The sequence below is a fragment of the Methylocystis parvus genome (assembly GCF_049675845.1).
In the GTDB taxonomy this organism is placed as follows: domain Bacteria; phylum Pseudomonadota; class Alphaproteobacteria; order Rhizobiales; family Beijerinckiaceae; genus Methylocystis; species Methylocystis parvus_A.
On sequence record NZ_CP187161.1, the window covers coordinates 4,018,408 to 4,030,857 of the forward strand.

Sequence of the window (12,450 nt, forward strand, 5' to 3'; positions counted from 1 at the left end):
GCGCCCTTACGCCGCGCTGGCGAGACTCTCGAACAGCGCTCGGCCATCCACGCCGCCGACCAGCGGGTCGATGAGATTTTCCGGGTGCGGCATAAGGCCGAGGACGTTGCGCTTCTCGGAGAAGACGCCGGCGATGTCGTTGCGCGAGCCGTTCGGGTTGGCCGCGCCGCCCACGACGCCATTGGCGTCGCAATAGCGGAACGCGACGAGCCCTTCGCCCTCGATGCGCTCGATGGTCGCGTCGTCGGCTTCGTAATTGCCCTCGCCATGGGCGATGCAGACTTCGATCGCCTGGCCCTTCGCGTATTGGCGCGTGAAGGCCGTGTCGTTCCGCTCGACGCGCAGATGCTGCATCTTGCAGACAAAGCGCAGATTCGCGTTTCGCATCAGGACGCCCGGCAGCAGGCCGCTCTCGCAGAGGATCTGGAAGCCGTTGCAGACGCCGAGCACGAGTCCGCCGCGCGCGGCGTGGGCGCGCACCGCGTCCATGATGGTCGCGCGGCCGGCGATGGCGCCGCAGCGCAGATAATCGCCATAGGAGAAACCGCCCGGCAGCACGACGAGATCCGTGCCGGCCGGCAGTTCATGGTCGGCGTGCCATAGCATGGCCGGCCTATGGCCCGTCGCCTGCTCGAGCGCGCGCGCCATGTCGCCTTCGCGATTGGAGCCGGGGAAGACGATGACGGCGGCTTTCATCTGCGTAACCCTTGGGCGTGATTTCAGAGGTCGATCTGGTAGTTCTCGATGACGGTGTTGGCGAGCAGCTTCTCGCAGGCGGCGGTGAGCTGCGCCTTGGCGGCGACCGGGTCGCCGCCCGCCATTTCCACGTCGAACACCTTGCCCTGACGCACGCTCGCGACGCCTTCGACGCCGAGCGACTTCAGCGCGCCTTCGATCGCCTTGCCTTGCGGATCGAGGACGCCGTTTTTCAGGGTGACGACGACACGTGCTTTCATGGGGCTCAAGTTCCGATTGGGATTGGCCCCACGGTTAGCGGCCTTGGGCGCAAAGGGCAAGCGGCGCGTAACCCATGCTTCGCATATGGGCGTAAGGCTCCTCTCGCGCAAAGGGCGGTTCCCGGACCGGTAACAATTATCGCCGCACGGCTCAATAGAAGCGCGCCGCCGCGCCGATGATCAGGCAGGCGACGACAATCACGGTCAATGGGCGGCGCAACTGCGGATACCAGGCGGGCAGGCGGCCCGCGCGCGTCTCCTGCTCGTCATAAACGAGAAGACCGCCAAAGCCCGCCGCAAGCAGGGCGAGCCCGGCGGGGCCGCCGATGAGGGGCGCCGGCAGCGCGACAAGTGACGAAATGACGCTGCGGCCGAGCGGTCCCAGGCCATTGTCGTTTCGGAGCATCGCCGCGCCCCAATGAACGCCGCCCATGAAGGAGAGGATGATCGCCCCGTAATCGAGCAGCAGCGCCAAGCCGTACGGCCGAAGCGGCTCGGCGACGGGGAGGGAGGCGAGCGCGCCCGCGACGAAGGGAATCGCCCCGGCGAAGCCCAGCCATTTTGCGGCATGCGGGACGGTCGTTTCGATGCTCATTATCGCCTCCTCCTGCGCGCCAAGTTGTTGCGGGGGAGGGAGCGGAACAAGCGAGGCTTCGGACAAAGGGCGGCCGCGTTTCGCCACCATCGGTCACTTCCGGCGATCGCGTTTGCCCGTATGGCTTTTGCTCTCGGTGACGATTCTCGTCAGCTCCTCCTGCAACTCGGCCCCGGCTTTGGTCATGTTGTCGCTCCAGGCTTTGCCGTCGCCAATCAGGATTTCGTTCGTCACCTGCGCCGTGACCGCCACCTCCTTCTTCCCCAGGTCGGATTTGTACTGCTCGAGGAGGCGGTCGAGCTCCTGCTCCGTAAAATGCGCGCTGAAGCCCTTGCTGAAGCGCGCCGCCATGTCTTCGGCGCTTTGCGGGGGCAGCGTCTTTTCCTGATAGCGCCGGATGGCCTGGTCGAGACGGTTACGCAGCGCTTCGTCCTTCAAATTCGCCGGCCTCCCGACGATGTCGTCTATAAGGCTCTGCCTGAAGGAGCCATTCTGCTCCTCCAGAGTTTTTCTTGCGCTTTCGAAGCTCTTTTCGAGACCGAGCGCGTGCATCAGTTCGACGGCCTTGGCCTCCTTGGACGCGTCGTCTGCGCGCGCGGCGCCCAAAAGCATGGCCGAAATGGCGAAGATCGCCGCGATCCTGGACATGAAATCCTCCCACCTGAGACGCGCATAAAAAAACCCGCCCTGGAGGGGCGGGTCTGTGCGTTCCAGTACGGGGCGGGACTTTTTACTGCACCAGCTTCGGCGCGCCGACGCGGACGTTTTCGCCTTCCTGCATGATGCCGAGCCGGCGGGCGACCTCGGTATAGGCCTCCACCAGCCCGCCGAGATCGCGGCGGAAGCGGTCCTTGTCCAGCTTGTCGTTGGACTTGATGTCCCACAGGCGGCAGCTATCCGGGGAAATCTCGTCGGCGACGACGATGCGCATCATGTCGCCTTCCCACAGACGGCCGCACTCCATCTTGAAGTCGACGAGGCGGATGCCGACGCCGAGGAACAGGCCGGACAGGAAGTCGTTGACGCGGATGGCGAGCGCCATGATGTCGTCGATCTCCTGAGGCGTGGCCCAGCCGAAGGCGGTGATGTGCTCTTCCGAGACCATCGGATCGTCGAGCGCGTCGTTCTTGTAGTAGAACTCGATGATCGAGCGCGGCAGCTGCGTGCCTTCCTCGAGACCGAGGCGCTTGGCGAGCGAGCCGGCGGCGACGTTGCGCACCACGACTTCCAGCGGAACGATCTCCACCTCGCGGATGAGCTGCTCGCGCATGTTCAGCCGGCGGATGAAATGCGTCGGCACCCCGATATTGTTGAGGTGCTGGAAGATATATTCCGAGATGCGGTTGTTCAGGACGCCCTTGCCATCGATCACTTCATGCTTCTTGGCGTTGAAGGCGGTGGCGTCGTCCTTGAAATGCTGAATCAACGTGCCAGGCTCCGGGCCCTCGTAAAGGACCTTGGCCTTGCCTTCGTAGATGCGGCGACGGCGGTTCATTGGGATCAACCGGGGCTTGAGAAAATCCATGGGGTCGGCCGCGGCTCCTCCGATATGGTCCCGCGCCGGGCGTTCGACCAGGGAGCGGGGTTCAGGATGACCGACCGCAACGAGCGCGGTCGTAGCGTCTTTGAGGGCCAGTGACAAGCCAGCGGTCGCCTTTGTAGGCGACGCCTCATTTTAGCCGAATCCCGGTTTAGACACAACGCGCTCTTTTTAGCCGCGTTTCAGCTTTTTCCGCCGTCGGTGCGGGAATGTCGCACCGACGCTGCTTGGCATTGGCGCCGCGCCCGGTTTTCGCCTATATGCGTGCGGCGCATCAAATATGCGGCGCGCGGCGGTTCCGCCGCCAGGATTTCCGACACGTCAAACCCGGCCGAGGATGGACATGAGCACTTTCGATCAGCGCGAAGATTCCTTCGAAAAACGCTACGTCCACGACGAAGAACTGCGTTTCAAGGCCGAAGCGCGCCGCAACAAGCTGGTCGGTCTCTGGGCCGCGGAGAAGCTCGGCAAGTCGGGCGCGGACGCCCAGGCCTACGCCGACGCCCTTGTGGCCGCTGAAGTTTCCGCCGACGCCGACGAGCGCGTCGTCGCCACGGTGAAGAAGGATTTCGAGGCCGCCGGCGTCGATCAGTCCGAGCACCAGATCCGCCGCACCATGGACGAGATGCTTTCCAAGGCGAAGGCCGAGATCAAGGCGGGCGAGTAAGAAAGCCTGCGGCCGAGCGGAGCGGAAGGCTGCAATTTTAAGCTTTCCGCGTCAGGCTGGGCCCATGCGCGAATCGATCCCGTCACGACGCCAGCCGGCTTCGAAAAAGCCGCCGGACGCGGCGCTGTTCAGCGCCGCGCCGCAGATTGCGGGAGAGGCCCTGCTTTGGCTCCGGGCCCTCGCCGGCGAGAAGCGCGCCTCCGCCCATACGATCGACGGCTATGGGCGGGACGTCGCCGGCTTTCTGCGCTTTCTCACCGACCATCTTGGCGAAAAGCCCGACTCGGCGGCGCTGATCGCGTTGCAGCCCGCCGATCTGCGCGCTTATCTGGCGAAGCGGCGCAATGAGGGTCTGGAGAGCCGCTCCCTGCTGCGGGCGCTGGCCGCGATCCGCAATTTTCTGCGGTTTCTCGAAAAACGAGGGCTCGCCAAGACCGATTTCTTCGGCGCCGTTCGCCCCCCGAAAAAGCCGCACAGCCTGCCCAAGGCGCTCACCGTCGCCGACGCCCGCGACCTGATCGACCCCGAGCAGCGGGCGGGCGAGGCGCGGGAGCCCTGGGTGCTCGCCCGCGACGCCGCCGTTCTGGCGCTGCTTTACGGCGTGGGGCTCCGTATTTCGGAGGCGCTGTCGATTCCCTTTGCCCAGGCGCCGGTGGGGCGGGTCGACCGCGTCACCATCACCGGCAAGGGCGGCAAGACGCGCACGCTGCCCGTGATCGAGCCGGTGCGACAGGCAATCGAGTCCTATCTCGCGCTATGCCCCTACGATCTCACGGGCGGGCCGCTTTTCGTCGGCGCCAAGGGTGGGCCGCTCTCGCCGCGAATCGTACAGCTTGCGGTGCAGCGTCTGCGCGGCGCATTGGGCCTGCCCGACAGCGCCACGCCCCACGCGCTGCGGCACTCCTTCGCGACGCATCTTCTCGGACGGGGCGGCGATTTGCGGACGATTCAGGAGCTGCTCGGCCACGCCTCGCTGTCGACGACGCAGATCTACACCGCGGTCGACAAAAAGCGCCTGCTCGACGCCTATAAGTCCGCGCATCCGCGGGCAGGGTGATTATTCCACCGGCTCTACAGCCGTAATCTCGATCCCGAAGCCCGACAGCCCGACAAAGGCCCGCGGCTTGGCCGTGGACGAGCGGAGCCGGATCGAGGACACCCCCAGATCCTTCAGGATCTGCGCGCCCAGCCCGACGTCGAGCCATTGCCGCTTGCGGGTTTCCTCGGCGTTCTCCGGCGCGCGGCCGACGACATTGGTCGGCACGCCAGCGGCGCCGTCGCGGAGATAGACGAGCACGCCGTGGCCCTCGCGGGCGAAGCGGGCGAGCGTCTTCTTGATGGTCGGGGCGCCGCCCATCACGTCGGCGAGAATGTCGGCGCGGTGCAGGCGGGTCGGCACGTCGCGGCCGTCGCCGACGGAGCCCATGACGAAGGCGAAATGCTGCACGCTGTCGAAGGGCGTCACATAGGCGTGGCCGTGCAGTTCGCCGAATTCCGTCTGCACCGGGAAGGTCGCGACGCGCTCGATGAGCTTCTCGCGCGCCTGTCGATAGGCGATGAGGTCGGCGACCGAGACGAGTTTCAGATTGTGCTTCTCGGCGAAGGCGGTGATCTGCGCGCCGGTCATCACCGTGCCGTCGTCATTGGCGAGCTCGCAAATGACGCCGACGGGCGGCAGGCCGGCGAGCCGGCAGAGATCCACCGACGCTTCCGTATGGCCGGAGCGCATCAGCACGCCGCCATCCTTGGCGATGAGCGGGAAGACATGGCCCGGCCGAACGAAATCGGCGGCGCCCATATTGCCGTTGGCGAGCGCGCGCACGGTGTTGCAGCGCTGTTCGGCGGAAATGCCGGTCGTCAGGCCATGCCGCACGTCGACGGACACGGTGAAGGCCGTGCCGAGCGGCGCGTCGTTCTCCGCGACCATGGGCGCAAGATGCAGCCGCCGCGCCTCCTCCAGCGTGATCGGCGCGCAGACGATGCCGCAGCAATTGCGGATGATGAAGGCCATTTTCTCGGGCGTGCAGAGCGACGCCGCAATGACGAGATCGCCTTCGTTCTCGCGGTCGTCGTCATCCGTGACGACCACGATCTCGCCGCGCGCGATGGCCTCGATGGCCTCTGTGATGGAGTGGGACAAGCGGGTCTCCGGGACGCGCCTCCTCGGCGCCGATCCCGCCTATCTAGCCGCGCCGGCGCGCCGTTTCAAATCGGGCTCATTCGGGCGTATGCGCCAGGCCGGTCTGAAGGCGCGGGGCGCCGCAGGTCGTGCAGGGGACGAAGCGCAGCCCCGCCGCGGCGGAGGCGAGGCCGTCGGTCGGCTCGCGGCGGACGGGCGCGTCGAGTTCCGGCGTCGAGACGAGCTTGATCTGGATGTCGTCGCCGAGCCGCAGCGCATTGTCCTCGATCCACTCGACGCTCTGCTCGCTCATCGGATCAGCGGCGTCGATGCCGCCGACCCGCAGGTCGAGCCCCTCGATCTCGACCCCCTCGGCGATGCGCGACGAAGCCCCGGGGCCCTTGCCGACCCAGGTCAGCATCAGCGAGATCGCGCCGCTGTCGGTCAGCCCCGCCGTTGCGAGTTTCTTGCCGTTCTTCCAGATTTCGAAGCCGAGCAAACCGAGCCTCCTGCGCGTCGCGTTCGATTTTCGAAATGAATAGATCGCGAACTTGTTGCCAATTCGAAGCGGTATTTCCTATCAATTGTAACGGATCCGCTCGAACGCATTGCGTTTGACCGGAAACCTTGCGTCAAATGCAGGCGTTCGAGCCGGAAGCGACTCTAGATGCGTATGGCTAACAGATGGCTAATTGCGGCAGCGCTCCTTATGAGCTGGCCACCTCCTCTCTTCGCCGCGCCGGCGTCCTGCGTGGACATCGAGGAGGCGGGGGCCGCCTACACGATCTGCGAATTCGACGCCCGCAAATCGACGATGCGACTGTTCCTTCAGGATGAGAAGGGCGCGATTTTCGGCGGTTTCGCGCCGCTTGCGGACGCGCTCGCGGCGAAGGGCCAGACGCTCGTCTTCGCGATGAACGCCGGAATGTACGACCCGGCCTTCTTCCCGGTGGGCCTTTATGTCGAGGGCGGGGCGACGCTGCGCGCCGCCAATACGGCCGCCGGAGAAGGTAATTTCCACATGAAGCCCAATGGCGTCTTCTGGATCGACGGCGCCCGGGCCGGGGTGATCGAGACAGTCCGCTTCCTGAAGTCGCGCGCCCGTCCCGCCTATGCGACGCAGTCGGGCCCCATGCTCGTCATCGGCGGGCGCATCAATCCGCGCATTCACGACAATGGAACCTCGGAGAAGTTCCGCAACGGCGTCGGCGTCGCCGACGGCCATGTCGTTCGCTTCGCCATCTCCAACCAGCCGGTGACGTTCCACCAGTTCGCGCATCTCTTCCGCGAGCGTCTCAAATGTCCCGACGCGCTTTTCCTCGACGGCGGCTCCGCTTCGGCGCTCTATGCGCCGTCGATCTCGCGCCACGATCGCTTTCACCCGATGGGGCCGTTGATCGGCGTCGTGGAGCGCGCGGATCACAAGTGAGGCCCGGCGCGCCGGTAGTAGATCATGGCGAGGCCAATGACCCCCGCCCATGCGCCGAGGGGAAAGACGACTGACCTTGCGAGCGAAATATATTGCGCCCGCGACGCCGCGGCGATCGACTCCACGCGCATGACGACGAGCGGCTCTTCGGACGTCTTCAGACCGAATTGTGCGGCCGCGCGCTGCGCCTGAAGCTGCGCGCCGGAGACGTGTTCGCCGACGAGCCGCACATATTCGCCGCCGGGCTCGCGCCAGAACTTGGGATGCCAGAGCGGCGTGCGTCCCGAGTCGCGCGTCTCGCCCATGACCCAGACTTCCACCGGATGCGCCGGCGTCCAGCCGTCGCCGACGAGCGGCGCCATCCGCCGGAGCCCGTAAGGCGTGCTTTTCCGACCGGCCGTCAGCCGCTCTTGCATCGAGCGATCCTCGTCGATGCGCCAGCCGGGCGCCGCATAGCCCGCGATGTTCCAGCTCGAAGGGATGTCGTCGACCTGTCGCAGGTTCACGATCTCACCGAAGAGAGGAACATTCACGACGAAGACCGGCGCGACGCCGGACAGCGCGAACAGGCAAATGGCGGGGAAAGCAAGCCCCCGCGCCGAGCGCGTCGCGAATATGCCGAGCGGGACGCCGAGCAGGAACAGGGCGGCGATCCAGTAAGGCGCTCCGGAATAGGCCATCATGGCCGCGCCGAGCGCGAATTGCAGCAGAATGGCCGCTGTGCCGATGAAGAAAGCGCGAGGAAGGTCGGGATAAGGCATGGCTGCGCCTGCTGTGGCGCGGTTACTGGTGTTTCGAACGCGCCAGGAGTTTGGATGACGCTTTATACGCGGATTGCTGAATTAGGCCCAATCGCGCGTCATTTCTTCTTCGGTTCGGTGACGCAATGGCGCGCTTCGCAGGCGGCGACCGTGTCGTCCAGCGACGAGCCGAGACAAAAGTAATAATGATGGTTCAGCAGGTCCTGCGCTTCTTCCTTATGGCTGGCGTTCACGGCAAGGCCGGACTGGCAGGGCACGGAAACCAGGTCGCAGTCATCCGTCTTCCGGCAATCAAACCATGCGGCGGGAAGGCTGGCCTCGGCGCGAATGCGGGCGTCATATTCATCGAGATGGTGGGCGACGGCCGGCTGAACGAAGCCGACGAAAGCAGCGAGCGAGATGATTTGCAGCTGTCTCATCTTCCTCCGCTCAAGCGCCTCTCAGCGCATCGATATGCGTCGCGACGGATGACGCCAGATCCTGCGGATTATAGCCGCCCTCGAGCAGCGAGACGATCCGACCATCACAGCGCCGCGCCGCTGTCTCCATGAGGCGGAGCGTGACGTCGCGATAGTCCTCCTCGACGAGCCGCAGCCCGCCGAGCGGATCGTGAATATGCGCGTCGAAGCCTGCGCATATTATGACAAGATCTGGCGCGAAGCCGTCGAGGCGGGGCAGGATGCGGGTCTTGAGCGCCTCCCGAAAGATTTCGCCGCCATCTCCCTTGCGCAAGGGCGCGTTGACGATGTTGTCATGCGCGCCTGTTTCGGTGACGGCGCCCGTGCCGGGATAATGCGGCGACTGGTGCGTGGAGCAATAGAGAACCTTTTTTTCGTTCCAGAAAATTTCCTGCACGCCATTACCATGATGCACGTCGAAATCGACGATCGCGACGCGCTGGGCGCCATGTGCGGCGATCGCATGTCGCGCGGCGATGGCGGCGTTATTGAAGAAGCAGAAGCCCATGACGCCGTCTTCGCGCGCATGGTGGCCCGGCGGCCGCGACGCGACGAAGGCGTTGCGCGCTTCCTTGCGCATCACGGCGTCGACCGCGGCGACGGCGCCGCCCGCCGCGCGGCGGGCGGCCTCCAGCGTGCCGGCGCTCATGATGACGTCGGCGCCGAGATGGCTGCGGCCTTCTTTCGGCGCCGCCTGTTCGATGCGGGCGATATGCTCGGGGGTATGAACGCGCAGCAGGGCCTCGCGCGCAGCGGATGGCGCCTCGACGCGGCCGAGGGTCGCGAAGCGCGCCTGATCCAGCGCGGCGAAGATCGCGCGAAGCCGTTCGGGGCTATCCGGCCAGCCGGGACCGGGGTCGTGCTCGAGCGCCGCCGGATGCGAGACGAAGAGAGTCGCGGGAGTCTCCGCGCGTGCGCCGAAAGCGGCGAGGCTCGCAGCGCCCGCGAGCGCGGCTCGGCGGGTGACTCGGAGCTCGGGCCAGGCGCCCGGGATAAATTGCTCGGCGCCGCTCATTGCAAGGCTCCCGACCACGCGACATGACTGCTAAGCTCATTATAGGATGCGCGGGCCAAACAGGGCCAGAAGCGCCGAAAGAAGATCGGAACTAGTCGTGCTTAAGAAGATCGTCGCAGCCACATCCATTCTTGTCGCGGCTTTCGTCGCGGCCGACGCAGCCTCGGCGAAGGACGCGCCAAAGACCCTGATCGGCGTCATCACGAAATTCGAGTGCGGCGACAACTGCTATTTGACGATCCGCACCGCAACCGGCGAAGAGACCGGCCTCTGCGAAGCCAAGCAATGTGTCCCTTGGTTTGAGAACCAGGCGATGCCGAAGAAATTCATCGGCAAGCGCGTGACGGTGACGACCGGGATCGGCAAGCAGTTCGACGGGAATTACGACGTCGTGGGGCATACGACGTCGTTCAAGACGATGACGTTCGAGAAGTAGCGCCTCAGCCGATCTGCCCCCGGTGGCGCAGGAAGTGATCGGCCAGCACGCAGGCCATCATCGCTTCGCCCACCGGGACGGCGCGGATGCCGACGCAGGGGTCGTGGCGGCCCTTGGTGACGATCTCCGTCTCATTGCCGTCGCGGTCGATCGTGCGGCGCGGCGTGAGGATGGAAGAGGTCGGCTTCACGGCGAAGCGCATGACGATGGGCTGGCCCGTCGAGAGGCCGCCCAGAACGCCGCCGGCATGGTTCGAGAGGAAAGTCGGGCCCGCGCGCATTTCGTCGGCGTTTTCCTCGCCCGATAGCTCGGCGGCCGCGAAGCCGTCGCCGATCTCGACGCCCTTCACAGCGTTGATCGACATCATGGCGGCGGCCAGATCGGCGTCGAGCTTGCCGTAGAGCGGCGCGCCCCAACCAGCCGGCGCGCCTTCTGCCACGACCTCCACGACGGCGCCGATGGAGGAGCCCGCCTTGCGCACGCCGTCGAGATAATCCGCCCATTGCGCGGCCATGACGGCGTCGGGGCAGAAGAGCGGGTTCCTGTCGACTTCTTCCCAGTCGAAGCGGGCGCGGTCGATCTTGTGCGGGCCGATCTGCACCAGTGCGCCGCGAATGGTCACGCCCGGAACCACCTTGCGCGCCACGGCGCCGGCGGCGACGCGCGCCGCCGTCTCGCGCGCCGAGGAGCGTCCGCCGCCGCGATAGTCCCGCACGCCATATTTGGCGTCATAGACGTAGTCGGCGTGGCCGGGTCGGTATTTGCTGGCGATGTCGCCATAATCCTTCGAGCGCTGGTCGGTGTTCTCGATCATCAGCGCGATGGGCGTGCCGGTCGTCACCTGCACGCCGTCGCCGCGCGTGAACACGCCCGAGAGGATCTTCACCTCGTCAGCCTCGCGGCGCTGGGTCGTGAAGCGCGACTGGCCGGGTTTGCGCTTGTCGAGAAAGCCCTGAATGTCGGCCTCCGTCAGCGCGATCCCTGGCGGGCAGCCGTCAACAATCGCGCCGAGCGCGATGCCGTGGCTTTCGCCGAAAGTCGTGACGCGGAAGAGGTGGCCGAAGGAATTATGCGACATGCGAGGCTTTTAGGGTCGGCGTCGGCGCGGGTCAAATTGCTCCGCCGGCGCGCTCTGCCATCCGTTGGTTGGTTATGTTAAGCTTTACGCTCACATCGTGAATTTCAACTTTGAGCTTGTCGGTTTGTTCTCGTTAAAACTATGCATTATTTGCAATGACCGCTGCGGCTAACCTTGTCGAGGGTGTGAAATGTAGCCATTCTTGCATTTGGGCTGGAGGGCGTCTGCCGGTTTGATCGGAGACTGTGATGAAACCCATTTTCAAAGTTGCAGCCGCCTCTTTCCTCTGCCTCGCTCCAAACTTCGCCGTCGCTCAAGCACGGCTCCCCAACAGCATATTCTGGGATGGTTTCAATGAAGCGTGGTTCGGGGACAATTACGGCAACTGGCTCGCATCCAATCCAGTTTACAATCAGAGCTCCCAATATACCGACGTTGTCTATTCTTTTCAGCGGAACATGATCGCGGGGATGTCGAACGCGAATTCAAGGGCTAAGATCGTAAGAGTTTGGCTGTTCCCCGCATTACAAGGGATTCAAAGTCCAGTCCTCCCGCAAACGCCTCATATCGCCGATTACAGCCCGACCTATCATGGCTTGACTCCCGACTTTCTGAAAAATCTGACGACCTTCATCGCGCGGACAAAGAAGAAAGGTCTTTCCGCATACCTTACGCTCTGGAACTGCGGGGACGCGAGGCAAGTGATAGGCTACGCGCCTCTCCAGACGTTTTTTTCAAATCTGTTTCTGAACAGGAATGGCGAGTTCGATAATTTCAAGAATTACGTTCTGCGACCGCTCCTCACGACGCTCAATCAGATTCGCGCCAATGATCTTCCCGGCGATCCGACGCCCGCGATCTATGCGCTGGATATGTGCAATGAAATAGACACGGCGCTCAATTATTTTCCGAATGGTTGGGCGGGCGCAAGAGCCTTTCTTGCAAATTATTCAGCTTTCGTGAGGTCGATCAGCCCTTGGCTACCAGTAACGTCATCGGTTAGTTCTCCCTATGGCGTACAGGAGATTACATTTGGACTTTTGTCGGGGATCGGTCTCACAATCTATGACGACCATAACTACTCAGATACAGGGACCTATTCCGGACAGAGCGCGTTGTGTCAAAAAGTGAGAAGCGACAAAGCCCAGATCATTTTGGGAGAGTTCGCCCAGAGGTCTTCGATCTATAGCGATTCTCTCCAGGCGACGGTGGCCGCGAATTATCTCTATGGAGCCAAGTCGACCTGTTTCTCATCCGCACTTGCGTGGAAATTCGAATCCACGAACCAGCCGTGGTTCACCTATCTGAAAACAGATGGGACATGCTGTCGTCCAGCCTATTCCGTCATCCAGAGCTTTGGAACGTCTCCGTAAAAGTAGATCTTGCCCAAAATTGT

At 64.1% G+C, this 12,450-nt stretch carries 16 protein-coding genes; 5 read left to right on the forward strand and 11 right to left on the reverse strand.

Going from position 1 to position 12,450, the window contains the following annotated elements; translation table 11 throughout:
- Positions 1 to 6 precede the first annotated feature (6 nt).
- The 5 genes from purQ to purC all read right to left on the reverse strand — a co-directional run bounded on the left by purQ (position 7) and on the right by purC (position 3,076).
- A complete protein-coding gene (gene purQ, locus ACPFMJ_RS20700; RefSeq protein ID WP_424361757.1) occupies positions 7 to 696 on the reverse strand; it encodes a phosphoribosylformylglycinamidine synthase subunit PurQ in 690 nt (229 codons plus the stop codon).
- A gap of 23 nt (positions 697 to 719) precedes the next feature.
- Positions 720 to 956 carry a phosphoribosylformylglycinamidine synthase subunit PurS gene (gene purS, locus ACPFMJ_RS20705; RefSeq protein ID WP_424361758.1) on the reverse strand — a complete coding sequence of 79 codons (237 nt, stop codon included), beginning with the start codon at positions 954 to 956 and terminating at the stop codon, positions 720 to 722.
- Between the two features lie 151 nt (positions 957 to 1,107).
- Entirely contained in the window at positions 1,108 to 1,551 is a 444-nt protein-coding gene (locus ACPFMJ_RS20710) for a DUF3429 domain-containing protein (RefSeq protein WP_424361759.1), read from the reverse strand.
- Positions 1,552 to 1,644: 93 nt separating this feature from the next.
- Positions 1,645 to 2,199, reverse strand: coding sequence for a DUF2059 domain-containing protein (locus ACPFMJ_RS20715; RefSeq protein WP_424361760.1), 555 nt, complete (start codon positions 2,197 to 2,199; stop codon positions 1,645 to 1,647).
- An 82-nt stretch (positions 2,200 to 2,281) separates the two neighbouring features.
- Entirely contained in the window at positions 2,282 to 3,076 is a 795-nt protein-coding gene (purC, locus tag ACPFMJ_RS20720) for a phosphoribosylaminoimidazolesuccinocarboxamide synthase (RefSeq protein WP_424361761.1), read from the reverse strand.
- Positions 3,077 to 3,434: 358 nt separating this feature from the next.
- On the opposite strand from purC, the gene ACPFMJ_RS20725 reads away from it, so the two are divergent.
- Both ACPFMJ_RS20725 and ACPFMJ_RS20730 read left to right on the forward strand, forming a co-directional pair.
- Entirely contained in the window at positions 3,435 to 3,758 is a 324-nt protein-coding gene (locus ACPFMJ_RS20725) for a DUF1476 domain-containing protein (RefSeq protein WP_424361762.1), read from the forward strand.
- 64 nt (positions 3,759 to 3,822) lie between these two features.
- Positions 3,823 to 4,815, forward strand: coding sequence for a tyrosine recombinase XerC (locus tag ACPFMJ_RS20730; RefSeq protein ID WP_424361763.1), 993 nt, complete (start codon positions 3,823 to 3,825; stop codon positions 4,813 to 4,815).
- Here the strand turns inward: ACPFMJ_RS20730 and ribB are convergent, their stop codons facing one another.
- Positions 4,816 to 5,898 carry a 3,4-dihydroxy-2-butanone-4-phosphate synthase gene (gene ribB / locus ACPFMJ_RS20735; RefSeq protein ID WP_424361764.1) on the reverse strand — a complete coding sequence of 361 codons (1,083 nt, stop codon included), beginning with the start codon at positions 5,896 to 5,898 and terminating at the stop codon, positions 4,816 to 4,818.
- 76 nt (positions 5,899 to 5,974) lie between these two features.
- Entirely contained in the window at positions 5,975 to 6,376 is a 402-nt protein-coding gene (locus ACPFMJ_RS20740; protein WP_424361765.1) for a hypothetical protein, read from the reverse strand.
- Between the two features lie 210 nt (positions 6,377 to 6,586).
- On the opposite strand from ACPFMJ_RS20740, the gene ACPFMJ_RS20745 reads away from it, so the two are divergent.
- The gene (locus ACPFMJ_RS20745) at positions 6,587 to 7,306 is read left to right on the forward strand and encodes a phosphodiester glycosidase family protein (RefSeq protein WP_424361766.1); all 720 of its coding nucleotides are present in this window, start codon (positions 6,587 to 6,589) and stop codon (positions 7,304 to 7,306) included.
- Here ACPFMJ_RS20745 and ACPFMJ_RS20750 read toward each other — a convergent pair.
- The 3 genes from ACPFMJ_RS20750 to ACPFMJ_RS20760 all read right to left on the reverse strand — a co-directional run bounded on the left by ACPFMJ_RS20750 (position 7,297) and on the right by ACPFMJ_RS20760 (position 9,540).
- Complete coding sequence (locus tag ACPFMJ_RS20750; RefSeq protein ID WP_424361767.1) at positions 7,297 to 8,067, reverse strand: hypothetical protein; 771 nt, start codon at positions 8,065 to 8,067, stop codon at positions 7,297 to 7,299. The genes ACPFMJ_RS20745 and ACPFMJ_RS20750 overlap by 10 nt on opposite strands.
- Positions 8,068 to 8,165: 98 nt before the next feature.
- Complete coding sequence (locus ACPFMJ_RS20755; protein WP_424361768.1) at positions 8,166 to 8,486, reverse strand: hypothetical protein; 321 nt, start codon at positions 8,484 to 8,486, stop codon at positions 8,166 to 8,168.
- Positions 8,487 to 8,496: 10 nt separating this feature from the next.
- Entirely contained in the window at positions 8,497 to 9,540 is a 1,044-nt protein-coding gene (locus tag ACPFMJ_RS20760) for a histone deacetylase family protein (protein WP_424361769.1), read from the reverse strand.
- Between the two features lie 97 nt (positions 9,541 to 9,637).
- Between ACPFMJ_RS20760 and ACPFMJ_RS20765 the strand changes: the two genes are divergently transcribed.
- Positions 9,638 to 9,976 carry a hypothetical protein gene (locus tag ACPFMJ_RS20765; protein ID WP_424361770.1) on the forward strand — a complete coding sequence of 113 codons (339 nt, stop codon included), beginning with the start codon at positions 9,638 to 9,640 and terminating at the stop codon, positions 9,974 to 9,976.
- A 4-nt stretch (positions 9,977 to 9,980) separates the two neighbouring features.
- On the opposite strand, the gene aroC is transcribed toward ACPFMJ_RS20765, so the two are convergent.
- Complete coding sequence (gene aroC, locus ACPFMJ_RS20770) at positions 9,981 to 11,054, reverse strand: chorismate synthase (RefSeq protein ID WP_424361771.1); 1,074 nt, start codon at positions 11,052 to 11,054, stop codon at positions 9,981 to 9,983.
- 248 nt (positions 11,055 to 11,302) lie between these two features.
- Between aroC and ACPFMJ_RS20775 the strand changes: the two genes are divergently transcribed.
- A complete protein-coding gene (locus tag ACPFMJ_RS20775; RefSeq protein ID WP_424361772.1) occupies positions 11,303 to 12,427 on the forward strand; it encodes a hypothetical protein in 1,125 nt (374 codons plus the stop codon).
- Positions 12,428 to 12,450: the final 23 nt, after the last annotated feature.